General features: G+C 68.4%; 24 protein-coding genes and 1 tRNA gene. 10 read left to right on the forward strand and 15 right to left on the reverse strand.

Annotated features, from left to right (window positions below; genetic code table 11):
* Positions 1-69: 69 nt before the first annotated feature.
* Positions 70-501, forward strand: a complete 432-nt coding sequence (locus tag M8859_RS00985; protein WP_159919708.1) for a YbaB/EbfC family nucleoid-associated protein — start codon at positions 70-72, stop codon at positions 499-501.
* A 214-nt stretch (positions 502-715) separates the two neighbouring features.
* On the opposite strand, the gene M8859_RS00990 is transcribed toward M8859_RS00985, so the two are convergent.
* Positions 716-1204: an FBP domain-containing protein gene (locus M8859_RS00990; RefSeq protein ID WP_249643604.1), complete on the reverse strand. Its 489-nt coding sequence runs from the start codon at positions 1202-1204 to the stop codon at positions 716-718.
* A 223-nt stretch (positions 1205-1427) separates the two neighbouring features.
* On the opposite strand from M8859_RS00990, the gene M8859_RS00995 reads away from it, so the two are divergent.
* Positions 1428-2384 carry a YihY/virulence factor BrkB family protein gene (locus M8859_RS00995; protein WP_223512925.1) on the forward strand — a complete coding sequence of 319 codons (957 nt, stop codon included), beginning with the start codon at positions 1428-1430 and terminating at the stop codon, positions 2382-2384.
* A gap of 241 nt (positions 2385-2625) precedes the next feature.
* On the opposite strand, the gene M8859_RS01000 is transcribed toward M8859_RS00995, so the two are convergent.
* A complete protein-coding gene (locus M8859_RS01000; RefSeq protein ID WP_159919714.1) occupies positions 2626-2775 on the reverse strand; it encodes a hypothetical protein in 150 nt (49 codons plus the stop codon).
* Between the two features lie 393 nt (positions 2776-3168).
* Between M8859_RS01000 and M8859_RS01005 the strand changes: the two genes are divergently transcribed.
* Positions 3169-4122, forward strand: a complete 954-nt coding sequence (locus tag M8859_RS01005; RefSeq protein WP_159919716.1) for an AraC family transcriptional regulator — start codon at positions 3169-3171, stop codon at positions 4120-4122.
* Between the two features lie 49 nt (positions 4123-4171).
* Here M8859_RS01005 and M8859_RS01010 read toward each other — a convergent pair whose 3' ends face one another.
* The 4 genes from M8859_RS01010 to M8859_RS01025 form a co-directional block, all read right to left on the reverse strand.
* Positions 4172-4984 carry an RNA polymerase sigma factor SigF gene (locus M8859_RS01010; RefSeq protein WP_159919718.1) on the reverse strand — a complete coding sequence of 271 codons (813 nt, stop codon included), beginning with the start codon at positions 4982-4984 and terminating at the stop codon, positions 4172-4174.
* A 336-nt stretch (positions 4985-5320) separates the two neighbouring features.
* Entirely contained in the window at positions 5321-5992 is a 672-nt protein-coding gene (locus M8859_RS01015) for a PAS and ANTAR domain-containing protein (protein WP_159919720.1), read from the reverse strand.
* A gap of 480 nt (positions 5993-6472) precedes the next feature.
* Positions 6473-7471 carry a PfkB family carbohydrate kinase gene (locus tag M8859_RS37165; RefSeq protein ID WP_195070495.1) on the reverse strand — a complete coding sequence of 333 codons (999 nt, stop codon included), beginning with the start codon at positions 7469-7471 and terminating at the stop codon, positions 6473-6475.
* A gap of 70 nt (positions 7472-7541) precedes the next feature.
* Positions 7542-8774 (reverse strand): glycosyltransferase, encoded by a 1233-nt coding sequence (locus M8859_RS01025; protein ID WP_159919724.1) that lies wholly within the window; start codon positions 8772-8774, stop codon positions 7542-7544.
* A gap of 204 nt (positions 8775-8978) precedes the next feature.
* Between M8859_RS01025 and M8859_RS01030 the strand changes: the two genes are divergently transcribed.
* Positions 8979-9368, forward strand: coding sequence for a hypothetical protein (locus tag M8859_RS01030; RefSeq protein WP_195070494.1), 390 nt, complete (start codon positions 8979-8981; stop codon positions 9366-9368).
* Between the two features lie 66 nt (positions 9369-9434).
* On the opposite strand, the gene M8859_RS01035 is transcribed toward M8859_RS01030, so the two are convergent.
* The 3 genes from M8859_RS01035 to M8859_RS01045 form a co-directional block, all read right to left on the reverse strand.
* Positions 9435-9758 carry a cold shock domain-containing protein gene (locus tag M8859_RS01035; protein ID WP_159919726.1) on the reverse strand — a complete coding sequence of 108 codons (324 nt, stop codon included), beginning with the start codon at positions 9756-9758 and terminating at the stop codon, positions 9435-9437.
* A gap of 659 nt (positions 9759-10417) precedes the next feature.
* Positions 10418-10493, reverse strand: a tRNA-Gly gene (locus tag M8859_RS01040).
* A 71-nt stretch (positions 10494-10564) separates the two neighbouring features.
* Positions 10565-11779 (reverse strand): MFS transporter, encoded by a 1215-nt coding sequence (locus tag M8859_RS01045; RefSeq protein ID WP_249643605.1) that lies wholly within the window; start codon positions 11777-11779, stop codon positions 10565-10567.
* A gap of 93 nt (positions 11780-11872) precedes the next feature.
* On the opposite strand from M8859_RS01045, the gene M8859_RS01050 reads away from it, so the two are divergent.
* Complete coding sequence (locus tag M8859_RS01050) at positions 11873-12199, forward strand: ArsR/SmtB family transcription factor (RefSeq protein WP_249643606.1); 327 nt, start codon at positions 11873-11875, stop codon at positions 12197-12199.
* A gap of 18 nt (positions 12200-12217) precedes the next feature.
* Here M8859_RS01050 and M8859_RS01055 read toward each other — a convergent pair whose 3' ends face one another.
* From M8859_RS01055 to rpsO, 4 genes are all read right to left on the reverse strand, one after another.
* On the reverse strand, positions 12218-12640 hold the full coding sequence (locus M8859_RS01055) for a hypothetical protein (protein ID WP_159919730.1): 423 nt from the start codon (positions 12638-12640) through the stop codon (positions 12218-12220).
* Between the two features lie 153 nt (positions 12641-12793).
* Positions 12794-14134, reverse strand: coding sequence for a M16 family metallopeptidase (locus M8859_RS01060; RefSeq protein ID WP_159920282.1), 1341 nt, complete (start codon positions 14132-14134; stop codon positions 12794-12796).
* A gap of 38 nt (positions 14135-14172) precedes the next feature.
* Positions 14173-16449, reverse strand: a complete 2277-nt coding sequence (locus M8859_RS01065; protein ID WP_195070493.1) for a polyribonucleotide nucleotidyltransferase — start codon at positions 16447-16449, stop codon at positions 14173-14175.
* A gap of 1018 nt (positions 16450-17467) precedes the next feature.
* On the reverse strand, positions 17468-17737 hold the full coding sequence (gene rpsO / locus M8859_RS01070) for a 30S ribosomal protein S15 (RefSeq protein WP_039799352.1): 270 nt from the start codon (positions 17735-17737) through the stop codon (positions 17468-17470).
* A gap of 257 nt (positions 17738-17994) precedes the next feature.
* Between rpsO and M8859_RS01075 the strand changes: the two genes are divergently transcribed.
* The gene (locus M8859_RS01075) at positions 17995-18813 is read left to right on the forward strand and encodes an alpha/beta fold hydrolase (RefSeq protein WP_249643607.1); all 819 of its coding nucleotides are present in this window, start codon (positions 17995-17997) and stop codon (positions 18811-18813) included.
* A 3-nt stretch (positions 18814-18816) separates the two neighbouring features.
* On the opposite strand, the gene M8859_RS01080 is transcribed toward M8859_RS01075, so the two are convergent.
* Positions 18817-19788, reverse strand: coding sequence for a bifunctional riboflavin kinase/FAD synthetase (locus M8859_RS01080; protein ID WP_159919736.1), 972 nt, complete (start codon positions 19786-19788; stop codon positions 18817-18819).
* A 472-nt stretch (positions 19789-20260) separates the two neighbouring features.
* Here M8859_RS01080 and M8859_RS01085 point away from each other — a divergent pair, with 472 nt between their 5' ends.
* From M8859_RS01085 to M8859_RS01100, 4 genes are all read left to right on the forward strand, one after another.
* Positions 20261-20713, forward strand: a complete 453-nt coding sequence (locus M8859_RS01085; protein WP_159919738.1) for a cupin domain-containing protein — start codon at positions 20261-20263, stop codon at positions 20711-20713.
* Between the two features lies 1 nt (position 20714).
* The gene (locus M8859_RS01090; RefSeq protein ID WP_236565243.1) at positions 20715-21917 is read left to right on the forward strand and encodes an aminotransferase-like domain-containing protein; all 1203 of its coding nucleotides are present in this window, start codon (positions 20715-20717) and stop codon (positions 21915-21917) included.
* Positions 21914-22333, forward strand: a complete 420-nt coding sequence (locus M8859_RS01095; protein ID WP_195070491.1) for a hypothetical protein — start codon at positions 21914-21916, stop codon at positions 22331-22333. The genes M8859_RS01090 and M8859_RS01095 overlap by 4 nt, the downstream gene beginning before the upstream one ends.
* A 225-nt stretch (positions 22334-22558) precedes the next feature.
* Entirely contained in the window at positions 22559-23227 is a 669-nt protein-coding gene (locus M8859_RS01100; RefSeq protein ID WP_195070573.1) for a metal-dependent transcriptional regulator, read from the forward strand.
* A 157-nt stretch (positions 23228-23384) separates the two neighbouring features.
* Here the strand turns inward: M8859_RS01100 and M8859_RS01105 are convergent, their stop codons facing one another.
* Positions 23385-24467, reverse strand: coding sequence for a tartrate dehydrogenase (locus M8859_RS01105; protein ID WP_372492820.1), 1083 nt, complete (start codon positions 24465-24467; stop codon positions 23385-23387).
* Position 24468 lies beyond the last annotated feature (1 nt).

Below are 24468 nucleotides of genomic sequence, written 5' to 3' on the forward strand. Positions count from 1 at the left end.
CGGTCGCGATTCGGCGTATGCGGCGAACCCGCGCTTCGACGGTCCGGGACGACGGACTCGAGGAGGTCGGTGCCGGTGGATCGGTGGGAACGCGACGGGCTGCGCTCGGCCAACAGTGGAATGCGCAATCAGGTGGAGCACATCCTGGATGCGCTCGCCGAGCAGCGTACCCACTTGTCGGAGGTGCGCGAGAAGCTGTCGGCGGTGCGGTGCACGGCCGAGTCGGCGGACAAGCTGGTGGAAGTGACCGTGGACGCCGGGGGCGTCCTCGTAGACGTGCGGTTCAGCCCCACCGCTGTGAAAAGCACACCGGAACAGCTGGGCCGTTCGGTCACCGAAGCGGGCAGGCAGGCGGCGCAGCTGGCTCGTGACCAGCACGCGGCGATCATCGCCCCGCTCGTCGCCGAAACCGAAGCGATACCCGACCTGCCCGATCTCGTCCCGGGCGCCCCCAGCCTGCGGGAGGTGTGGGAACCCACGCGCCACGACTCGCCGGGCTAGGCGCTCAATGCTTCCGGAGCCGTGATTCCTCGCCGGACGGGACGGTCCGGCCGATCCGGACCGACTCGACCGGCGAGGAATCACGGCCACCAAGGCTGCTGCAGGATAGGAAAACCCGGGTGGCTCGACCGCGCGGTTCTCGAGTGTCGGCACATGGCATCTACCTCCGTTCGTGCGGACAGCGCGCCGGCTGCCTGATGGATGGGCGAAGTGATCAGGAGTAGAGCTTGGCGAGGAACGTGTTCATGTTGTCGCGCACCCGCTCGGCCTTCTCGACGGTCGTGAGATCTTCCCGGTAACGGCTCCCGAGCGCGGGCCGCTTCTTGTTCCGCGCGTATAGCGAGCAGGCGAGATCGGTGCACATATAGGCGCCGACCGAGCTACCCTTGCGGCCGGATTCCCCGGCTTTGTGCGCGGTCATCAGCGAGACCCCTCCGCCGGTGTGGGTGGTCAGGCAGATCGTGCACATCTGCGCCCGTCCGGTGCCGCCGGTGGCAAACCGCAGTGCGACGCCGACCAAGCGATCGTCCTGCGGGACGACCAGGTAGCCGCGTCCGGGGAAGGACGGATCGCTCCAGCCGAGGAAGTCCAGGTCCGCCCAGGGCCGCTCGTCCAGGTCCCTCGGGACGGGCAACCGCTTGGCGTCTCCTTTCGAACAGTTGACGAACGACGATCTGATGTCGCGTTCGGTGACGGGTTCCATGACGAAAGCTCCTTCGGTTGATCGGTGGACAGAACCGAAGCGAGGCTACGGTCGGCGTGCTGACCGAACAACGGATTTTCCGGCTGGTCGGTCTCCGTCCGGTGACCGAGTCGGCGTTCCGATGAAGGCCGCCCACGGGGCCGCGGATCATCGAACCCCTCGGAGGTCACGGCGGTTTCGAGGCGCGCACGGCGGGTATCGCGCCGCCAGCGGGAGGTGCGAGGTGGCGCAAGACCTACAGAAGAAGTTCGCGCCGCACCGTCGGCTGCGCGGGCCCGCGGATCTGCCCGGGCGGTCGTGGTGGGGTGTGGTCAAGCGGTCGGTCGTCGAGTTCCAAGAGGACAATCTCAGCGACTGGGCCGCGGCTCTCACGTATTACAGTGTGCTGTCGCTGTTTCCGGGTTTGATCGTGTTGACCGCCGGGCTGGGCATGCTCGGACGGGACGACACCCTGACGTTGGTCGACGCCATTCGCGAGATCGGGCCGGGCAGCGGAACGGATCTGCTCATCGACGCGATCAACGATATTCACGAGGCGCAAGCCCCGGCCGGCCCCCTGGCGTTGCTCGGGTTGGCGTCCGCGCTGTGGACCGCGTCCGCTTACATCGGCGCGTTCATGCGCGCGACCAACGCGATCTACGACATCGCGGAAGGACGGCCGATCTGGAAGACGGTGCCGGTACGGGTGGCCCTGACCGCCACGGTGGTCGCGCTGCTAGGCGTTTGCACGGTCGGTGTCGTGGTCAGCGGGTCGCTGGCCGACCAGGTCGGTCGGTGGCTCGGGCTGGGGCAGGCCACGATCACGGTCTGGGGCATCGCCAAGTGGCCGATCATGATGGCACTGATCAGCCTGGTGTTCGCTCTGCTGTACTGGGCGGCGCCGAACGTGCGACAGCCGGGGTTCCGGTGGCTGACGCCGGGAAGCGCGCTGGCTGTCCTGCTCTGGGCGGGGGCGTCCTGGGGATTCGCGTTCTACGTCAGCCACTTCGGCTCCTACAACCGGGTATACGGCTCGCTGGGCGGCGTCGTCGTCTTTCTCGTGTGGTTGTGGATCTCGAATATCGCGGTCTTGCTCGGGGCGGAGCTGGATGCCGAACTGGCACGGGCGCGCAACATCGCCCACGGTCATCCCGAAGACGCCGAGCCTTATCTACCGCCGCGCGACGATCCCGACGAATGAGCAAGCGCGGCAAGGAATCCGCGGACATCTGCGGCCGAAAGACCGAGACGGTGACGAGTTGACCACGGCTCCACGGCATTTGAGCCGAGCCGGTGGCGGTAACCGAAACCCGCCCGGACGAACTGCGGCGTCACCGCGAGGAACTCGCCGAAGCCGTCGGGCTCTGGAACCGGGAGAACGCCGGATGACCGTTCCGGAGGTCGGCGGCACGGCGCCGCCGACCTCCACGGCCGCCGATCGGTCACCGCTGATCGGTCTCGGTGCTCTTGCCTGCTTCCCGCATCGCTTCGGCGAGCTCACGGCGTAGACGCTCGGCGTTCGCCTCGTCGCCCGCGTCCTCGGCGGTGGTGATGTCCTGCCGCAGTTGCGCGAGCGTGTCCTGCGAAACCATGGGGCCTCCTCGTCTTTCCGGACGGTTTCGTGTGGAGGGGCGACGATGCACCCTCTCGATCAGGGTGGCCGCTCGGGCGAGGACGAAACACTTCCGCGAGCGGCGGCGAGGAACCTGCGGTGAGCCGCTGGACTCGGTTCGGCACGAGTGCCGCACGGCAGGAGCGTGCACGTCCGACGATTGAAGCCGGGTCGATCGGGTATTCGCCCATTCGTGTGTCCGGGCTTGCGAGCGCGGTCGCGCCGCGTGGTACCAACCGCTCCTAGCCACCCGTCTACCGACGTCAACGGTTGTGACCAGTCCGTACGCCGAGCAGAGCCGCTCTATGAACCACTACTACGACGCGCTGGCGAGACGGGACGCCGCACCGGAATGAGCAGGAGTGTCGCATCGATGGAGTCATTCGCCTTCCAGAGCGACAGCTTGAGTGATACCGAGGAATTCCTCAACCTCAACTACACCAAGATGCGGATCGGCAACGATACCGGGAGACCGGTTCGGACGACCATCACCCGGACGTTGCTGGGTCCGGTCGACCTGGACGATTTCGAGCTGCGCTTCGACATGAGCTACAACGCGCAGCCGTTGGGCAAGATTTGCCTGTGCCACGTGGAGACCGGCGCGATCGAAGAGAACTATTTCGACAGCGGTACCGATTTCTTCCGCCCCGGAGAGGTCGGGCTGCTGACTCCCCCGGACCTGCCGTATTCCGGCGTGATCCACCACGCCCGCTACAGCATCACGATGTTCGACCCCGCCCTGCTGACCCGGGTCGCCGCCGCCACCCCCGGCCACGACGCGGAACCGGTGCGGCTGACGGGTCACCGGCCGGTCTCACCGGCCGCCGCTCGGCACCTGTCCTCCGTGCTGGAGCACATGCGCGGCATCGCGGCCGACCATACGACGCGCGAACAACCGCTGATCACCTCGAACGCCGCGCAGTACCTGGCCGCCAGCGTGCTGCACGCCCTCCCCAGTACCGCCCACACCGATCCGACGGCGAGCGATCGCAACGACGCCCATCCCGATACGGTGCGGCGGGCACTGGCGTACCTCGAATCACATGTGTGCGACGACATCGCCGTCGCCGATATCGCCGCGGCCGCCTACGTCACCCCTCGTGCGCTGCAACTGGCGTTCCGGCGCCACCTCGACACGACGCCGATGACGTATCTGCGGCGGCTTCGCCTGCGCGGTGCGCACGAACAACTGCGCGACGGCTCGCCCGACGACGGTCACACGGTCACCTCGATCGCCGGAGCGTGGGGCTTCGCTCATCCCGGACGATTCGCGACCGCCTACCGCGAGGCGTACGGCCGATCCCCGCATACGACTCTCCAATCCTGACCGTCCGGCGTGGCTGGTCGGCCTCGCGCGGACGGTATCGGTACCGCGATCAGTCGCGAAGGGCGCGTTCTCGCAGGTCGGCGAGGGTTCGCGACAAGACGCGGGAGATATGCATCTGCGAGACGCCGAGCACCGCGGCGATCTGCGCTTGCGTACGGCCCTCGAAGAAGCGCATGCGCAGCACCCGCTGCTCGCGCTCGGGCAGTTCGGCGAGCAAGGGAGCGACCGCGAGGGCCTCTTCGGTCAGCTCGTAGGAAGGATCCTCCGCGCCGAATGTCTCGGCGATCGGCGCGCTGCCGGTGTCGTCGTCCTCGATGACAGCGTCGATCGAGTTGGTGGAGTAGGCGTTGCCCGCCAGCAGCGCTTGTGTGACCTCCAGCAGGTCGATGTTCAGCTCCACGGCGATCTCGAGGGCGGTGGGCATCCGTTGCAAGCGCTGGGAGAGCTTCTCCACGGCCGGACCGATGGACAGCTGGATCTCCTTGATCCGGCGTGGCACCCGCACGGCCCAGCTGTGGTCGCGAAAATGGCGGCGCACCTCGCCCATGATCGTCGGGACGGCGAACGACAGGAACGAGGGTCCGCGCGCCGGGTCGAAACGGTCGACCGCGAGGACCAGCCCCACCGAGGCGATCTGGTAGAGATCCTCATAGTTCTCCCCGCGACCGACGAAGCGGCGGGCGATGTGCTCGGCCAGCGGCAGGCACCGGCGCACGATCGCTTCCCGCAACTGCGGACGTCCGGGGTCGCTGTCGTCCATCGCGGACAATTTCTCGAGCCACGGTTCGATGCCGTCGTAGCTGTCGGTTCCGCGCCGCGTCCGGCGCGGCGTCGCGGTCCTGTGCGCGGTCGCCAATGCCATGAGCTTCCTCGATTTTCTCTTCCAGCGATCGACGCGCTCGCGAGTTCGTGAACGAGGCGACGATCGCCGAGTACCGTCCTGCGACTACGTCAAGCGTTCGTGGGCGGTCTTATTCGTATTTCGGACAGGTGGCGGGATAGTTGTTCGTTCTCGGCACCCCCGTCGTCGAGGAGATGCCGCAGCGGCTGCGGCGCGCCACCGGAGGAGTGCTGCCGGTGGGCCTCGTCCACGAAGTTCCCGCGATGTCTCCCTGAACCGCCTTCGGTCCGTACCGTCGCGTCATCCGCCCGCACGGCGCCGGACGACCGGGACTCGCGCGGACCGCCTCCACCACGATCAGTCGCGCGGTATGCGGTGGTGGACGGTGAGCAAGATGTGGTCGAACGCGGCGACCAGATCCGGTGGGGGCGGCGGCACCAGCGGAAGTTCGGCGATCAACTGCTGGGCGAGCGCGCGCAGCTTGGTGTTGGTTTCCTGGGAACGCCACCGCAAGACCTGGAACGCTTGATCGGCGTTGATCTGGTAGATGCGCATGAGCACGCCCTTGGCTTGCTCGATCACCGCGCGATTCTCGTAAAGCCCGGGCAGAGTCGCGGCGAGCATGGCTTGATGAGCCTCGGCGAGAGTATGGGACAAGTCGACGTAGAAACCGGAGGTGCCGACCGCGGCGCCCGTGTCGTCCAGTATCCGATCGGCGACGACGAGCACGGTGTGTTCCTGGCCGGACAGGTCGATGAACCGATGCCGGCTCGAGAAGGGCTCGCCGTGGTCGATTGCGCGAGTGATGGTCTCGGCGACGTGCGTGCGGTCGTCGGGATGTTTGTGCGCCAAGAGCAGCTGTGTGGTGGGTTCGATCTCACCGGGCCGATACCCGTGCATGCGATAGACCTCGGGAGACCACTCCCAGCGGCGAGTGCCGAACCAGAACCGGAAACTTCCGATCGCGGGCTGGTCCGACGGTGACGGGGTGGTCACAGCGGACGCGCGGGGCCCGATGCGTTGGATCATGAATGCAATGCCTCTCCGACGAACAAGGGGCTTGCGGCCGCAAAAGGCACCCTGACCGCCGACGTCCCCCGAGGGGACACGCGGACATGGGCGCGCTTCGGCCGAGAATCCGCTGTTGACTCAACGGCCGGCGCGCGACCCATCGTGTCGGCAGCCGGTGACCTGCCCAACCAGTATGTCATCCGTCGCCGGCTCCGGCACGGCGGTACTCCTTCGGCCCGGAGGGCGACGCGAATCGAGCTGCCGGACTCCCATGAGTCGACCGCCTGCTACGCAAGGCATTCGAGTCGCCGATGCCGCGAATCCGCTACCCGTTGCCCTCGGCTCCCGATTCGGCGCGTACGCAGACGAGGACGCCGCCGCGAGGGCACCTCGACCCCGATGCTCGGGAGACGGCCAGGCATCACCCATTCCGCGGGATCCCCCGGCATGCTGGGCGGGTACGCCGATCGGCGAATTCCCCGAGCCGCAGCGCGCGGGTCAGATCCACCGGCTGTCTGCGTACACACCGGAGAGCACGGCCGATTCGGATTCCGAGAACGCGGCGGCGGCGCCGGAGCCGACGAACTCGGCCGCCGCGACCACCGCACGCCGCACCGCGCTTTCCGGCTCGCTTCCCTCGCCCAGAAGGGTTGCGGCAGCGACGGAGAAACTGTCACCCGCACCGCACGTGTCGCTGCCGTCGGGTGCTTTGGCGCCGGCGGGAAGCGGGATGCGCAGGCGTTTACCGGAAGCACGCAGGCAGACCAGGGCGCCCTCCGACCCGAGCGTGACCGCGATCGCCGCAACGGCCCATCCTTTGGCGAGCCTCCACAGATCCGGCCCCTCGTCGAGTCGGCCGGACAGCATATCGAGCGCTTCCGCGCGATTCGGGGTGACCAGGGCCGCCCCCGGAATCGGTACGGGTCCGCGCGGGTGGGGATTCCAGACGACCGGCACTCGTTCCGCGTGGTCGCGCAGCAGCGCGCGAATTCGCGGGTGGGCCGCGGTACCGCGACCGTAGTCCGAGACCAGTACAGCGTGCGCCGCCGCGACCGCGGCGTGCGCCTCCTCGGGCAGCGGATCCGTGCCGACTCGTCCGGTGCCGGAATCCATTCTGGTGATCAGGACGGGTGGCCGAGCCTGCCTGGACCGGGTGTGCCCGTTCGGACTCGCCCACGGGCCGACCGCTCGCACTCGTTGCTTGCAGACCGTCGAACCACACATGGGGAGCCCGATGACCCGCACGTGCCGGTCCAGCAGCGCGCGCAGCCGAGCAGCCGCCTCGTCGGCGGCGAAGCCCGCGATGAGGACGACTTCCCGGTCGCCCGCCGCGGCGAGCCGGGCCGCCAATCCGGCGCCACCCGGACGGAACGTCCGGTGCGCGACATCGACGACAGGAGCCGCCGACTCCGAGCAGCGCCGGTCGGCCCGACCGTCGAGGTCGATGTCGAGCAGCGCGTCGCCGATCACGACCAGCGGATCGCCCGTTGCCGTCACTTCCGCTCCAGCACGGCTTCCGACGCCGCGCGCGATCCGCTCCGGCCGAGTCCCCGTGCCGGTCGCCTGTTCACGTCGCTCCCTCCGGCGTCGCTCCCGGCGCGATGATGGGCGGCTCGCCGTGGGCGAAGCGATCGGTAGTGACGAACCGGTAGGCGTCGAGCGTCCGGGCGCCGATCCGGTCCCAGGAGTAGCCACTGCGGACACGCCGCAGTCCCGCCGCACCCCACGTCTGGCGCAGGCCTGGGTCCTCCAGCAGTGGGCGGACGGCCTCGGCCACCGCCGCCGGCGTGGCGGGGGCGACCAATCGTCCGGTGATCCCGTCGCGGACGGTATCGAGCAGGCCACCGACGGCGGTGGCGACCACGGGCTTGCCGCACGCCATGGCCTCGAGCGGCACGATGCCGAACGGCTCGTACCAGGGCGTGCACAGCACCACATCGGCGGAGCGCAGCAGCTCGGGCATCGCCGCGCGGTGGATGTGCCCGAGCAGGCGCACCCGCTGCGCCACGCCGTATTCGGCGGCCACACCGCGAAGGCGGCGGATCTCCGGATCATCGCCGGATTCGCCTCCCGCGATGACCAGCTCGGTGTCGGGCAAGCGCGAGAGAGCCGCGATCGCGAGGTCGAAACCCTTGCGCGGCACCATCCGTCCTACGGAGACCAGCCGGTGTGTTCGGCCGCGCCGGTCGGCGGGCCCGTCTGGGGCGAACCAGTCGAGGTCGACCCCGCAGGGCACCACCGAGATCCGCGGCCTCGGCACCCCCATCCCGGACAGTTCGTCCACCTCGTCCGAGCAGGTCGCCACCACGTGCGCGGCGCGATGGGCGATGATCCGCTCGATATGGACCCGCGCGGGTGGGCTGGTGTCCGCCGTCCCCTGGTACCGCCGCTTGACGCAGCCGAGGGCATGGAAGGTCATCACGAGCGGGATCCGCAACTGCCGCGCCGCCGGCTCGGACGCCACACCCGACATCCAGAAGTGGCCGTGCACCAGGTCGGGCGGGCACGCGGCCCAGTGCGCCCGCAAGAACGCGCAGAACTCGCCGAGGTAAGGCATGATCCGGTCCTTGGGCACGTACTCGGCGGGACCGGCCGGGACGTGGACGACTCGGTAGCCCGCGCCGGTCATAACCTCTTGCTCGGATTGGGAGCCGTCGTGCCTGGTGTAGACCGTGACGTCGTGCCCGCGTCGCGCGATTGCCGCCGATAGCTCGGCGACGTGGACGTTCTGGCCACCGGCGTCGACACCACCGAGTTGCGCCAGCGGGCTGGCGTGGTCGGACACCATCGCGATCTTCACTGCTGGCTCCGTTCGTCGAGGGCGACTGGACGACTAGCGCAGTAGCGGATCCGGGCCTCGCGTCGACAGCCCGATAGGTGCTGACATGCCCGTACCGACCGCACCGAAACATGAAGTCACGACCACCGCGCGGTTTGCGTCCCGCGGCCTCGGGTAGAGCGACGACATTGCTTCCGGCGCGTCGTAGTCCCCGCAGGAGGTCGCATGCGCACGCGATCACCTGCGCCGAACCAGCTGCCCCTCGTCCGGTACCGGGCCCGCTGGGACGAGTTTGCGGCCCGGACCCGCACGCTGCCGTTCCACTACCACCAGCACGAGACCTTGCGAGCGCTCGAGGTCGTTGACCTGGCGGGCACGGCGCCCGTACCGTTCGAACCCCGTCTCGAATCGACGTCGGCCGATCGGTCCGCTGCCGAGCCGATTCTGCGTGACCTGCGCGGGCCGTGGACCACTGCTTGCCCGGTCTGCGATCGCGACTGCACAGACGAGACACTCCCCCGATGCCCGCACGACGTGTCGTTCGTGGCAGGCGTGCCGACCGGGGACGTCTGCCGCGACATCGATGAACTACTCGATCAGTCGCTTCCGATGTGACCGAACCGATCGGTCGCGGCGGACGGCCGCCGAAGCGTAGCTCGGCCCCGGCTCGGTCCGCGGCCTTCACCTACCGAGTGGATAGGGGCGGGCTGTGTACGGGCGTACGGTCGCCGCTTCGGGGCCGCGGTCGGTGACGGTGGTGGTGAACACGACGGTCTGGCCGGGGGCGAGGGTTTTGTATCCGCGCGTGTCGATGGCGCGGAAGTCGACGAATACCGGGCTCGTGCGGTCGTCGGGTTCGAGGTAGCCGAAGCCCTTTTCGGTGTTGAACCAGGCGACGGTACCGTGGCGCCATTCGGTGGTTGTGGCCGGAACGAGGGTGTCCCGGTGGGTGCGGAGCGGATGCGGAAGTCGAGTGTGGATCCGGGAATGCGTCGTGCTGGTCATGACAAGCGTGCACCGAGATTCGGGTCGGAAGGCCAAGAGATAGTCGTCGGCAGGCGTGTGCCGCTATCGGTGGTCGGCGACGCTATCGGTGGGAATCGTCGAGTTCGGCACGTTGGTCCTTTCTCCGGGCGCGGGCGGTCGTGACTACGGGAGCCGCGGGCCCGGACGCCGGTGCCGGGCCCGCCTCGGAAGAGAGTGACGTGACGGTTCGGTTGGTCCGCGGCTCACCTGCCTTTCTCATCGTTTGTCTTCCCTGTGGATGACCCGACTCACCTCATCTGCCTTGTCGAGTCCACATAACCTATGCCTTTGCAGACAGATTCCTTATAGCACTGTCGAAAAGTTGATGCAAGTGCTGAGAGGAAGGCTTCGGAGGGCTGCGCATGTGTCCACGACACGCGACAAATCCGCGCAGCCGCCATGCCACGCGAGCAGTCGGCGCGCGGAGCACTGAATCGACTCGGCCGCTCGGATGCGGCACGGAGACTCGGACCTTCGGGCGATCGACACCAACCGACATCAGGGCTCCGGTACCGCCCCGATCCAGCGGTCTCGGGCGGAAGTATCAACCGATGCATAACAGATCGGGATCGCCGAGCGACATGCGAATCCGCAACCGAGATACGCGTCCGAGCCGACGGCGATGAGAGGGAAAATCGTGGAGCGGATGACGGGATTCGAACCCGCGACCCTCACCTTGGCAAGGTGATGCGCTACCAGCTGCGCTACATCCGCACTCGCATCGCGTTGTCCACGATGCGACACAGAACATTAGCGGACAGTCCTGACAAAAAGCCAATCGCCGTTCATGCCCGCGGGACCGCCGCCCGGTTGCGGCGCAGGCCGAGCCCGGCCGCGATCAGGCACGCCAGAGCGACGACACCGACGAACCAGGGGAATACGGTGCTCAGCCCCCAGGTGGTGGCGGCCCAACCGGCCAGGATGGTGGGCAAGGCCATGGCGGAGTAAGCGAGCAAGTAGTACGCCGACATCGTCTCGCCGCGTTTGTGTTGCGGCACGACCTCCGACAGGTGGCGCAGCGAACCGCCGAAGCCGAGGCCGAAGGTGGCGCCGAGCGCGACACCCGCGGCCAGCACCGCGACCCAGTTGTGCGTGGCCAGCGCGGGCACGGTCAGCAGCAGCGACAGCGCCATGCCGGTGTCGCCGAGGATCGCGGCCCATCGGGCGGGCACGCCGGTCGCGAACAGTTGCGCGGTGGCGCCGGACAACGCCGTCGAGGCGACGACGGCGCCGCCGAAGACCAGATTGTGGATGCCGGTCTGCTGCGCGGCCAGCGAGGGATACAGCGACAGCAGCACGCCCAGCACCGACCAGGCCGCCATCACGCCGATCGCGGAGAACCAGAAGTCGGCGCGAATCTCCTGCGGCACCGCGGGTCTGGCGATCCGGATGCGTCCGGCCACCCGGGCCGAGTGCGGTTCACGCAGCGCGAGCACGCCGACGCCGATCGCCAGGCAGACGACGGTGATCACGACGTAGGGCGTGCGCAGCGGATGCGGCGCGTACTGCGCCAGCAGTGCCGAGCCCAGGATGGCCACGGCCATCCCCACATTGAACGCGACGCCGCTGAGCTGCCCGGATCGCGCGCCGCGGTGCGGGCGCAGATCAAGCAGCGCGGCGGCGCCCGCCACCACCGTGGAGCCCACCGCGAGGCCGTGCAGCGCACGCGCCAGCAGCAGCATGGACACGCTGTCGGCGAGCACGAACACCCCCAGTCCGGCGACCATCGTGGCGAAAGCTCCGAGCAGCACGGGCTTCCGGCCGGCCACGTCGGAAATGCGCCCGGACACCAGCACCGCAACCAGCGCGGCCACCGCGTAGACGGCGAACACCAGGGTCGTGGTGAGCGGCGAGAGATGCCACTGCTGCTCGTAGATGCCGTAGAGCGGCGCGGGCACGCCCGAAACCCCCAGCGCCACACCGCTGGCGGCCAGGACCAGAGCGTAGGCCCAGCGCTGCGAGGCCTGCTCATCGACGGCCACCGCCATCGTCGCTGCCATCGACCCTCCGATCAGGTAAGTTTGATGATGATCGAACCACAGTCGACGATACATCCGGTACGACGATCATCAAACCTAGGAGTGAGCCAGATCATGTCCGATGTCCGCGACGTGGTGCAGGCGCCACCGGTGGCGGCGCTGCCCACCGTGCTCAGCGCGCTGCAAGATCCGGTGCGCCTCGAGATGGTGCGCAGGCTCGGCAACGCGGGCACGGCGGTGCGCTGCGGCGCGCTCTACGAGGCGATCAACAAGTCGACGGCCACCCACCATTTCAAGATCCTGCGCGACGCGGGCGTCATCGAGCGCTTGATCATCGACGGACACACCTGCCAGCGCCTGCGCCTCGACGACCTCGAGTCCGCCCTGCCCGGACTGGTTCCGACGATCGTCGCGGCCGCCAACCGCGCTCGCCGCGAGTGATCCGGAAGGGGCGCGCGCTCAGCAGGCGTCGAACCGCCACTTCCCGTCGATGAACGTCCACGTCTTCGGCTTCGGATCGTCCTCGGCCGCGCGGGCGTCGAAGTTCACGACCGTGACCGTCCCCGTCGACCCCGACGTCGTGACGGTGACCTCCGACGGCTTGGACTTCAGATCCCGTCCGTCGTAGAGCTGCGCCATGGCCGCCACATAGTCGTCCTCGTTCAGCGTGAGCCTGCAACGCGCGGACCGGAATCGATACGCGGCGGCGTAGTCGTGGCTCGCCAGTGCGTCGTTCATCTCGGTGGCTTCCTCGCGCAGCGCGGACGCGGTCGGCTCGCCCGCCTTGCCTGCGTCCGCGTCCGTTCCACCGCACCCGGACAGCACGAGGATCGGCATCGAAACCGCGCCCAGCGCGCGAAGGGCACGATTCGTTCGGTTCATCTCGACTCCTTGCCAGAGATCGCCGGATCCGACACCCGGACAATCGAGTTCAACGCCCTCCGGCGAGGATCGCCGGCCGGGCGGCCGAAACAGTATCGCGGCGAGGGAATTCACGCCAAGCCGCGAACCCCTCTCTCACGGCTCGGGCCAGGATCAGCTCGGCACCAGCCGCCGGACGGCAGCGGGGAGATCGCGGGTGCGCTTGTACGGTCCGGCGACCGACGCGGCGAAAGGCCGCGCCAGCAGCGTGCGCGCGACGGCGGACACTTCGTCGGTGGTGACGGCGTCGATGCGGGACAAGGTCTCGGACACGCTGCGATGGTTGCCGTAACTCAGTTCGCTGCGCCCCAGACGATTCATGCGCGAGGCGGAGTCCTCCAAGCCGAGCACCAGCCCGCCGCGCAGCGAGCCCTTGGCCCGCGCGCACTCGGCGTCGCTGATGCCGTCGGCGGCGACTTCCTCCAGTACGCCGCGGGCCAGTGCCGCCACCTCGCCGAGATTCTCCGGCTGGCAGCCGATGTAGACCGAGAACGCGCCGGTGTCGGCGAAGGTGTCGACGCTGGAGTACACCGAGTAGGCCAGCCCGCGTTCTTCCCGGATGCGTTGGAACAGACGGGAACTCAGCCCGCCGCCGACCACCGTGTTGAGCACCGACAGCGGCCACCGTAGGTCTCCCTCGTGGCGCCCGAAGGCGCGCACGCCGAAAGCCAGATGAGCCTGCTCGCTGTCGCGATGACTCCAGTGCAGCTGCGGAGCGCCGTGCGGCCGGAATCGGCCCTCGCGCCGCGGCGCGGGCGCCGCCGCCGGGTCGAGCCGGTTCTCGAAAGCGCGGTGCACCAATTCCACGGTGTGGTCGTGCTCCACGTTGCCCGCGACCGCGACCACCATACGCTCCGGCCGGTAACGCCGAAGATGGAACGAGCGCAACTGCGCGGCCCGCATCCCCTCGATGGACTCGATGGAGCCGATCACCGGGCGCCCGATCGGGTGATCGCCGAACAGCGCGGACAGGAAGGAGTCACCGACCAGGTCCTCGGGGTCGTCGTCGCGCATCGCGATCTCCTCGAGCACCACCTGCCGCTCGACGTCCACGTCCGCGGACCGGCACAGGCCGTTGAGCACCACGTCGGAGACCAGGTCGACGGCCAGCGGCAGATCCTCGTCCAGGACGTGCGCGTAGTAGCAGGTCTGCTCCTTCGCGGTGAACGCGTTCAGCTCGCCGCCGACGGCGTCCATCGCCTCCGCGATGTCCAGGGCCGAGCGCGTCGGCGTCGCCTTGAACAGCAGGTGCTCCAGGAAGTGTGCGGCACCCGCGACAGTCGGGCCTTCATCGCGCGAACCGACCCCCACCCAGACGCCGATAGAGGCCGAGCGGACCCCGGGCAGATGCTCGGTGACCACGCGCAACCCGCCGGGCAGCACGGTGCGCCGCACTCCCCCGTCCGTGTCCGCCCGCAGCTCGAGTGACGAACCCCCCTGCCCGGTGCTGAGCAGAGGGGTTGTCGTCTTCTTCTTCGTCACAGGGACAAGTACTACTCGGTCCCGGCCGAGCCCGCATCGGCCGTGTCGTCGCCGGGCTCCTCGGCGTTCTCCTCGACCGGCACGAGCGAGATCTTGCCGCGGTTGTCGATGTCGGCGATCTCCACCCGCAGCTTGTCGCCGACGTTCACCACGTCCTCGACCTTGGCCACGCGCTTGCCGTTACCCAGCTTGGAGATGTGCACCAGGCCGTCGCGGCCCGGCAGCAGCGAGACGAACGCGCCGAAGGCGGTGGTCTTGACGACCGTACCCAGGAAGCGCTCGCCGACCTTCGGCAGCTGCGGGTTGGCGATGGCGTTGATCGCGTCGATCGCGGCCTGCGCCGAAAGGCCGTCGGTCGCGCCGACGAACACGGTGCCGTCGTCCTCGATGGAGATGTTGGCACCGGTGTCCTCGGTGATCTGGTTGATCACCTTGCCCTTGGGGCCGATCACCTCGCCGATCTTGTCGACCGGGATCTTGATCGCGGTGACGCGCGGCGCGTACGGGCTCATCTCGTCCGGGGTGGCGATGGCCTCGGCCATCACGTCCAGGATCGTGGTGCGCGCGTCGTGGGCCTGGCTCAGCGCGCCGGCCAGCACCTGCGAGGGGATACCGTCCAGCTTGGTGTCCAGCTGCAGCGCGGTGACGAACTCCCGGGTGCCCGCGACCTTGAAGTCCATGTCACCGAAGGCGTCCTCGGCGCCGAGGATGTCGGTCAGCGCGACGTAGCGGACCTCTTCCTCGCCTTGGTCGTTGGTGATGGTGTCCGACACCAGACCCATCGCGATACCGGCGACCGGCGCCTTCAGCGGCACGCCAGCGTTCAGCAGCGACAGGGTGGAGGCGCACACCGAACCCATCGAGGTGGAACCGTTGGAGCTCAGCGCCTCCGAGACCTGGCGGATGGCGTAGGGGAACTCCTCCTGGCTGGGCAGCACCGGGATCAGCGCCCGCTCGGCCAGTGCGCCGTGGCCGATCTCGCGGCGCTTGGGCGAACCGACGCGGCCGGTCTCGCCGGTGGAGAACGGCGGGAAGTTGTAGTGGTGCATGTAGCGCTTGCTGGTCTCCGGGCCGAGCGAGTCGACCTGCTGGGCCATCTTCACCATGTCCAGGGTGGTGACGCCCAGGATCTGGGTCTCGCCACGCTCGAACAGCGCGGAGCCGTGCGCCCGGGGCACCACCGCGACCTCGGCGGACAGCGCGCGGATGTCGGCCAGGCCGCGGCCGTCGATGCGGAAACCGTCGGACAGGATGCGCTGGCGCACCAGCTTCTTGGTGACCGAGCGGAACGCCGCCCCCAGCTCCTTCTCCCGTCCGGCGAAGTCCTCGACGAGACGCTCGAGCACAGCGAGCTTGATCTCGTCGATCTTCTCCTCGCGCTCCTGCTTGCCGGAGATGCTCAGCGCCTCGCTCAGCTCGCGCTTGGCGGTGCCCTCGACGGCCGTGTACACGTCCGCGCCGTACGGCGGGAAGAGCGGGAACTCCTCGGTGGGCTTGGCGGCCAGCTCGGCCAGGTCCTGCTGCGCGCGGCACAGGCGGGCGATGAACGGCTTGGCGGCCTCGAGGCCTTCGGCGACGACGGCCTCGGTCGGCGCCTGCGCACCGCCCTCGATCAGCGTGATGACGTTCTCGGTCGCCTCGGCCTCGACCATCATGATGGCGACGTCACCGGAGTCGACCACACGGCCCGCGACGACCATGTCGAACACGGCGTCCTCGAGCTGCTCGGTGGTCGGGAAGGCGACCCACTGGCCATCGATCAGCGCGACGCGAACGCCACCGACCGGGCCGGAGAACGGCAGACCGGCGAACTGGGTGGACGCGGACGCGGCATTGATCGCCACCACGTCGTAGAAGTCCTTCGGGTCCAAGCTCAGCACGGTGACCACGACCTGGATCTCGTTGCGCAAGCCGTCGACGAACGAAGGGCGCAGCGGCCGGTCGATCAGGCGGCAGGTCAGGATCGCGTCGGTGGAGGGGCGGCCCTCGCGGCGGAAGAACGATCCGGGGATGCGGCCCGCGGCGTACATCCGCTCTTCGACGTCGACCGTCAGCGGGAAGAAGTCGAACTGGTCCTTGGGCTGCTTGCCCGCGGTGGTGGCCGACAGCAGCATGGTCTCGTCGTCCAGGTAGGCGACGACGGAACCGGCGGCCTGCCGGGCAAGACGTCCGGTCTCGAACCGGATGGTGCGGGTGCCATAGGCGCCGTTGTCGATCAGCGCGACGGATTCGAAAACACCGGGCTCGACCTCGACGGCGGAGCTCTTGCGTTCAGTTGTTTCGGTCATTCTTCTCTCTCAACCTCTCGTCTTCGCCGGCTCGAGCGCCCGGTGGGCGCGATCCGGCTGTCGTCAGCCGTACCGGGTACGGACGCGCGGCAACCCTCGTGGCTGCGACGCGCACACCCGGCCGTCTCCCCTTGGAAACGGCGACGCGGAGGCGGTCATCGATCGAAGCCCGACGGCGCCAACTCGCTGCCGATAGGCCACTACCGAAGACCGACGCCACGCGGGCGGGTGCATACGGCTGTGCAATGTTGTCGTGCGACGGGGCCGATCCACCCCTCAACACAAATAGCCAACGGAGCGATTGTACGTCTCCCCCTCGGCTGAACCAGCGACCGCCTCGGACATCACGTGTCGGGAGTCACACTTACCACTCAGGCCCCGCCACAGCCGCTCTCCGAACCCCGGCCGCGCCCCCACAGGCAGCGGACGAAGTGGGCCCTACGTGAATCGACGAAGAAACGAGGCCCGAATGCCACAGATTCGGGCACCGTCGGCCCGATAGAACCACGCAATGAGCCCGGCGATCGGGTAGCGGCCGGCACCTGGTGCCGCGCCAGCCGTCCCCGAACCCCGGACTCAGCCGAGAACTCTCCGGGTGCGACACGCAAGACCAGGAAATCGCGCGAAGCTCGAAACCCGGGCACCACATGAACGGCACCGATGATCTGCCGCGCCGAAGCCTGGAACTGCAGCCTGGAACTGCAGCCTGGAACTGCAGCCTGGAACTGCAGCCTGGAACTGAAGCCTGGAACTGCGCGAGCAGTTGCCCGACACGCACCGGCCAGGGCTGATCGAAATCGCCGCACGTCAGCACTGCGCGATATCGGCGCGCAAGCTATCCCACAATCAGAACCACACCGGCCCCACCCGTTATCCGAGCGAAGCAAACCGAGCATAGTCCCTTCGCGGCCCGGCTCCCGTCCGAGTGCCGCCGCATAGACGACGAAGTCGCCGACGGCGGTCGCTCGGACGTCAGCCACAGGGGGCCACTAGCACCCAGCGCCGCGGCGCCGGCGAATCAGCGCCTGAGCCCCAGCCGCTCGATGAGCGAACGGTAGCGGTTGATGTCGTTGTCCTGCAGGTACTTCGACAGCCGCTTACGACGACCGATCAGCGCCATCAGACCGTGGCGGGTGTGGTGATCGTGCTTGTGCTTCTTCAGGTGCTCGGTGATGTCGGCGATACGCTTGGACAGCAGCGCGATCTGCGCCTCCGGCGAACCGGTGTCCTTCTCGTGCAGGCCGTACTCGGCGAGGATCGCCGACTTCTGCTCGGTGGTCAGCGCCATGGGGCATCCACTCCTGTTTCTCAGTTCCGCGCTCGAATGTCCGGTTACCCGGGGCGGGCGCCACCGCGGACCGCAGCAAACCCGAGGGACCACCCTACCGGACCGGATCCTTCCCCTGAAATCGCGGACCGGCAGGCGTGGCCGACGGCTCCGCTCGCGCGTCGCACGGAAGCGTGGGCATTACCTGCCGGGTAATCGACTCACCGCACTTCGGCTGCGAATCTTCCTCTCGTACCACCGAATACGAGGAGACGACGATGCCCTACCTGGAGACGACCGACGGCACCCGCCTGGCCTACGAGGACTACGGAACCGGAGCACCGATCGTGTTCTTGGCCGGGTGGGCGCTCAACACGGAGATGTGGGAGTACCAAGTCCCGTTCTTCGCCGAGCGGGGTCACCGCTGCGTGCTGCTGGACCGGCGCGGACACGGCCGCTCCGACCGGCCGTCCACGGGGTACGACTTGGACACTCGCGCCGACGACGTGGCCGAACTGATCGAACGGCTGGATCTGCGCGATCTGACCCTGGTCGCCCACTCCGCGGGCGGCGCGGAAGTGGCCCGTTACCTGGCCAGGCACGGCACCGCACGGGTCGCGCGCATCGCGCTGCTGGCCACCACGCTGCCGTTCCTGCGCCGGACCGAGGACAATCCCGAAGGGCTTCCGGACGAGATGAGCCTGGCCTCGATCGCGCAGTGGCGCACCGATCGGCCCAAGTGGTTCGCCGATCGCGCACAGGGATACTTCGCCACCCACCTCGGCGACGACGTCTCCCCCGCGCTGATCGAACACGAGATGCGCCGCTGCCTGTCCACCGCTGCGTGGGCAACCATCGCGGTCTGGGAGTCGACCTTCGTGTCGGACCATCGCGAGACGCTGCGGAATCTGCCGATTCCCGCCCTGGTCGTGCACGGGGAGCCGGATCAGTCCATTCCGATCGACGCCAGCAGCAGGCGCATCGCGAAACTCGTGCCGGACTGCGTCTACAAGGAGTACCCGACCGCGGGGCACGGGCTGTACAACACCCATGCCGACCAGCTCAACCGGGACCTGCTCGACTTCATGACGTCCTGACGATCACCGGGCGTCGACGGCGGTGAGGATCTTTCGCGTGGTCTCCACGTCGCGGCCCATGCACTCGACGAGCTCGTCCACCGACTCGAACTTGCGTTGGCCGCGGAGGTGCTCGACGAAGTCGACCGCGACGTGCTGACCGTAGAGATCGGCTTCGCCGTCGAGCACGTACGCCTCGACGGTGCGGGCGCGTCCGGAGAAGGTCGGGTTGGTGCCCACCGAGACGGCGGCCATGGCCCGCTCGCCCGGGGTGACCGTGCCTATGGTCGGGCCGGGGCCGAGCACGGTGAACCACCCGGCGTACACGCCGTCCGCCGGAATCGCGGCGTGCATGGGCGGCGCGACGTTCGCGGTCGGGAAACCGAGTTGCTTGCCGCGGCCGTCACCGTGCACGACGACGCCCTCGACCCGGTGCGGGCGGCCCAGCGCCTCGGCAGCGGCCGCCATGTCCCCCGCGTCCACGCACGCGCGGATGTAGGTCGAGGAGAAGGTCACGGCGTGTTCGCCGAGCAGCGTCACACCGTCGACCTCGAAGCCGAAGCGCTTGCCGAGTTCGCGCATGGTCTCCACCGTGCCCGCGGCCTTCTTGCCGAAGGTGAAGTTGTCGCCGACGACCACCTCGACCACGTGCAACCGCTCCACCAGCAGATCGTGCACATAACGGGCGGGTGCCAGCTTCATGAATTCGTGGGTGAAGGGCATCACGCAGAAGACGTCCACGCCCAGTTCCTCGGCCAGTTCGGCACGACGGGTCAGTGTGGTCAGCTGCGCGGGGTGCGAGCCGGGGCGGACCACTTCCATCGGGTGCGGGTCGAAGGTCATCAGCACCGCGGGCACGCCGCGCGCGGCGGCGGATTTCACGGCTCTGCTGATCAGCTGCGCGTGGCCGCGGTGCACACCGTCGAACACACCGATCGTGAGAACACAGCGCCCCCAGTCCGCGGGCACTTCGTCGAGACTTCGCCATCTCTGCACAGTGCGCAGCCTACGCAAAGCAGGTAGCGAACAGTATTCGGGCGTGCTGATCTCACACAACGGTTGCGGCGCCGTGAGCCGACGACCTGGTTCGAGCCGCCCCCAGCCATGCGAGTGCCGGTAGGTCCTACGTCACCGGTACGGATACGACGCGGATGCCGGCTGCCTGCTCGAGCCGACCGGAGAGGCGGAGCGGGATCGAGCCCCAGCCGCACGCCGCTGGTGGCGGTGGCGCCCACCCCAGCATAGCTGGGAGATGGCCCGGACTGCCGTGAGCTTGCGTGCCACCGTGCCATGACGTCGGGTTCACCGACATCTCCGGGAAAACTTCGCCCGCCGGAAACGAATCGAACGTATTCGCGAAAGAGTCCATTCATCCCCGGTTTTCTGCGGGCTCACAAGCTCGTCTCGCCATCAGGGGGAATGGTCTAGCGTCCAATTCGTCGGCGACAGTAGTGCCCCCGGAGTAGCCATGAAAAGTGCAGTCAAGCACGTGCGTGTGATCAACCCGTCCGATGCGGCCGAAACAATGGGGCGGCAACGACAACGCCTCATCCCCTGCGTCACCACCGAAACCTGTGGCGCTACCGGCATCTCGGCGGGCATGGTCAACATGACCCCCGGTGCCATGTCCAAAGCGCATTATCACGCGCACAGCGAGATCGTCGTCGTCTGCCTGCGCGGGCGGGCGGTCACCCTGATCGGCCCGGAGCTGATCCCGTATTTCCACGGTCCGGGCGAGTTCATCTACATCCCGGACGGAGTCGTGCACGTGGCGGTGAACCTCGACGAGACCGAGGACCTGGTCGCGGTGGAAATGCGGACCGATCCCCTGTTCAACGACGACGTGGTACTGACGCCGGAATACGACGCCCGGGTCCCCGAAGTCGTTGCCCGCTTGCGGCGCGGCCCGGTCGGTTCCTGACGTGACACGCCTGCAGCGCAGCCGCCGCGCGGCCGAGGTGAGCAGCGGACCCATCGATGACATCTTCGCGACGCTGGCACGACGCCCCGAGGTCGTCTCGTTCGCCGTCGGAGCACCCGACCCCGCCCTGCTCCCGGGCGAGCTCGTCGCGACGCTCTCGCAGAGCGTCATCGAAAGATACGGCAGCGCCGTCCTGCAGTACGGCATGACCCAAGGATTCGCCCCGCTGCTGGTCGAAGCGCGAAACCTGCTGCGCAACCGCGATATTCGATGCACGCCCGAGCGCTTGCATATCTCGACCGGCGGATCCGGCGCTCTGCACAACCTGTGTTTGGCGGTGCTCGACCCGCATGACGTGGTGCTCGTCGAAACACCGACCTATGGCCCGGCCGTCAAAGAATTCCGTAGCCACGCAGCGACCGTCGTCGCGGTGCCGTCCGACGAATCCGGCATCGTGCCGGAAGCGCTCGAGGAGGCTTTGGCCCGATACGACGCGGCATTCGTCTACCTGCTGCCCACGTTCCAGAATCCGACCGGGCGGACGATGCCCGCCGGGCGGCGTGAACGAATAGCGGAGATCGCCGTCCGCCACGGCACGCTGATTGTCGAGGACGACGTCTATACAGACCTGCGCTATCGCGGCGTCGCACCGCCCGCGCTGTGGTCTTTCGCACCGGACAACTCGGTCTACATCACGTCACTGTCGAAAACTCTCGCTCCGGCGATTCGTGTCGGAATCACCGTCATGCCCGAGGATCTGCTGAAAACAGTGCTCGCGTTGAAGCAGGGCATCGATATGCAGACGTCGACGTACTGCCAGGCGATTGCCGCCGAATTCCTCGGCAGTTCGGCCGGTGCGGCGCACCTCGCCCACGTCGTCGAGGCCTACTCGGCCAAGTTGGACGCCTTGACCGCTGCGGTCGGGGGGCACCTCCCGGCCGGGTTCCGGTGGACCGCACCCGAAGGCGGGATGTTCCTGTGGGTCGAGGGACCGGCGGGTTTCGATGCCGACGCGGCGCTGCCGGAAGCGCTGCGACGGGGGGTCGCGTTCCTGCCCGGAAGCGCCTTCTACGCCGACGACGTCACCGGCCACCGCAACACGATGCGGCTGAGCTTCGCGAACGTGCCCCGCGACGACATCGACCGTGGCATCGCGCTGCTGGGAGCCGTCTGCGGAGCCCCGGCCTCGACAGGCACAGCATGAACGATCGGCATCCGGTGCTGGGCACGTGGGAGGTGGTCGCCGAGGGCGCTCCGTTCGGTTACCACGTGATGCAGTTCCACCCGGGTGGCACGATGCTGCAGTCGAACCCCGATCACGGCAATCGCGCCACCAGCGACAGCAACGGCATGGGTAGTTGGCGAGCCGACGGCTCCCGGGTCACTGGCGCGTTCCTGGAGTTCACCGTGGATCGAGCCGACCCCTCCGTAGTGCGCAAGGGAATCGTCGCCTTCGAACTCGAGGTGACCGGGGACCGGTTCTCCGGACTCGCCACGGCGACGTTCTACGAACTGTCCGGTGCGCCGATCGGCGCGCCGGCCACGGCACGGCTGGCCGGTGCGCGATTCGACGGCGTGGCCGCGTTCCGCAGTGCGCTGGAGGTTCCGGGAACCGTGTGACCCACCCGCCGCGGACGACACGCTCGAGCGGCCGTCGTCGCGCCCCACCGGGAGTGAACGGAGAATCGCGTTCCGTTCGCGATCGGGCGACGACGGGGCCGACGATGTGTGCATCGGCACGCCAGTGCCTAAGCTCGGGGTGTGCCAGGTAAACGAGATATCGCCACTCGACGCGAGTTGGCCGACGCCCCGGCGCCGGGCGATGCGCAGGGCGGTACCGCGACGATCGCGCCTGTGCTCTCGTCGGTCGCCCAGGACTACCTGAAGGTCATCTGGACCGCGCAGGAGTGGTCGCAGGAGAAAGTGACCACCAAGTTGCTCGCCGAGCGGATCGGGGTGTCGGCCTCCACCGTGTCCGAAGCGGTCCGCAAACTCGCCGATCAGGGACTGGTCGAACACGCCCGCTACGGCGCGATCGCCCTCACCCTCGCGGGGCGTCGCGCCGCCGTAGCGATGGTGCGTAGGCACCGGCTCATCGAGACGTTCCTGGTGAACGAGCTCGGTTACGGCTGGGACGAGGTGCACGACGAGGCCGAGGTGCTCGAGCACGCGGTCTCCGAGCTGCTGATGGCCCGGATCGACGCCAAACTCGGCTACCCCGACCGCGATCCGCACGGAGATCCGATCCCGTCGGTGGACGGCGCGGTCCCCACTCCGCCCGCGCGCCAGCTCAGCGATTTCCAGGCGGGCGAATCCGGCCGGGTCGCGCGCATCTCCGACGCCGATCCCGACATGCTGCGTTACTTCGACTCCGTCGGCATCGCGCTGGACACCGTCATCACGGTCGTCGAACGCCGCGACTTCGCGGGCACCATCGCCATCCGGATCGGCGCCACCGAGTCGCCGACCGACCTCGGGCGCCCCGCCGCCGAGGCCATCTGGCTCACCGCCTGACCCGGTCTGCGCTGTCACCGCCTCCCACGGCGGTGTCGGCTCCCATCGCCGCGCGTGATCACCTGATTGCCCCGTTACGTCCGGGTAGAGCTGCACACCGACTGTCGCAGCTGCGCCTGCTCGGGCGGAACGCTCCCCGACCGCCTCCGCGACCCGGTCAGCCGAGTTCGGCCGGCGCGGCGCGGCGGGTCAGTTCGGCCGCACGGGTGGCAATGGCGTCACCGAGTTCGGCGGTGGTTGCGGTGCCGCCGAGGTCCGGGGTGTGGATCTCTCCGGTGGCGAGCACGTCGCAGACCGCTCGATCCACCGCGACGGCCGCGGCGGACTCGCCGAGATGATCGAGCAGCATGGCACCCGCGAGGATCTGCGCGACCGGGTTCGCGATGCCCTGCCCGGCGATGTCGGGGGCACTGCCGTGCACCGCTTCGAACATCGAAGGGCCGGTGCGCTCGGGATTGATGTTGCCCGATGGCGCGAGACCGAGTCCTCCCGTCACGGCGGCGGCGAGGTCGGAGAGGATGTCGCCGAACAGATTCGAGCCCACGATCACGTCGAGCCGGTCCGGGTGCAGCACGAGTTCGGCGGCCAGCGCGTCGACGTGCATCTGCCGCGTCGTCACCTCCGGGTACTCGGACGCGACGCGATCGAAGACGCTGTCCCAGTACGGCATCGAGTGGATGAGTCCGTTCGACTTGGTCGCCGAGCACAGCCGACCGGATCGTTCGGCGGCCCGCTCGAACCCGTAGCGGATGATCCGCTCGCACCCGGTACGGGTGAACACCGACTCCTGGAGCACGAATTCGTCGGGGCGGCCTTCGTTGTGGATGCCGCCGATCCGGGAGTACTCGCCCTCGGAGTTCTCCCGCACGATGAGGATGTCCAAGTCGTCGGCGGTCCGGCCGCGCAGCGCCGACTCGGTGCCGGGCAGCAGGCGCACCGGGCGCAGGTTGACGTACTGACCGAAAGCGCGGCGCAGCGGGATCAGCAGCCCCCACAGCGAGACATGGTCGGGCACACCGGGAAAGCCGACGGCGCCGAGGAGGATGGCGTCGAAGTCCGCGAGCCGCTGCGCGCCGTCGTGCGGCATCATGGCCCCGGTGCGCAGGTAGTTCTCGCAGGACCAGTCGAATTCGGTCCATTCCAGGCCGGGCAGCACGGCGTCGAGCACGCGCACCGCCGCCGCGGTGACGTCCACGCCGATCCCGTCACCCGGGATGGTGGCGATGCGGTACTCGCTCACT

The sequence above is a fragment of the Nocardia sputi genome (assembly GCF_023501985.1).

Coding starts and splice junctions, on each gene's coding strand:
- M8859_RS00990 (WP_249643604.1), bottom strand. CDS start 1,204: ATGGAACCCGTCACCGAACGCGACATCAGATCGTCGTTCGTCAACTGT.
- M8859_RS01000 (WP_159919714.1), bottom strand. CDS start 2,775: ATGGTTTCGCAGGACACGCTCGCGCAACTGCGGCAGGACATCACCACC.
- M8859_RS01005 (WP_159919716.1), top strand. CDS start 3,169: ATGGAGTCATTCGCCTTCCAGAGCGACAGCTTGAGTGATACCGAGGAA.
- M8859_RS01010 (WP_159919718.1), bottom strand. CDS start 4,984: ATGGCATTGGCGACCGCGCACAGGACCGCGACGCCGCGCCGGACGCGG.
- M8859_RS01015 (WP_159919720.1), bottom strand. CDS start 5,992: ATGATCCAACGCATCGGGCCCCGCGCGTCCGCTGTGACCACCCCGTCA.
- M8859_RS01030 (WP_195070494.1), top strand. CDS start 8,979: ATGCGCACGCGATCACCTGCGCCGAACCAGCTGCCCCTCGTCCGGTAC.
- M8859_RS01035 (WP_159919726.1), bottom strand. CDS start 9,758: ATGACCAGCACGACGCATTCCCGGATCCACACTCGACTTCCGCATCCG.
- M8859_RS01045 (WP_249643605.1), bottom strand. CDS start 11,779: ATGGCAGCGACGATGGCGGTGGCCGTCGATGAGCAGGCCTCGCAGCGC.
- M8859_RS01050 (WP_249643606.1), top strand. CDS start 11,873: ATGTCCGATGTCCGCGACGTGGTGCAGGCGCCACCGGTGGCGGCGCTG.
- M8859_RS01055 (WP_159919730.1), bottom strand. CDS start 12,640: ATGAACCGAACGAATCGTGCCCTTCGCGCGCTGGGCGCGGTTTCGATG.
- M8859_RS01065 (WP_195070493.1), bottom strand. CDS start 16,449: ATGACCGAAACAACTGAACGCAAGAGCTCCGCCGTCGAGGTCGAGCCC.
- rpsO (WP_039799352.1), bottom strand. CDS start 17,737: ATGGCGCTGACCACCGAGCAGAAGTCGGCGATCCTCGCCGAGTACGGC.
- M8859_RS01075 (WP_249643607.1), top strand. CDS start 17,995: ATGCCCTACCTGGAGACGACCGACGGCACCCGCCTGGCCTACGAGGAC.
- M8859_RS01085 (WP_159919738.1), top strand. CDS start 20,261: ATGAAAAGTGCAGTCAAGCACGTGCGTGTGATCAACCCGTCCGATGCG.
- M8859_RS01095 (WP_195070491.1), top strand. CDS start 21,914: ATGAACGATCGGCATCCGGTGCTGGGCACGTGGGAGGTGGTCGCCGAG.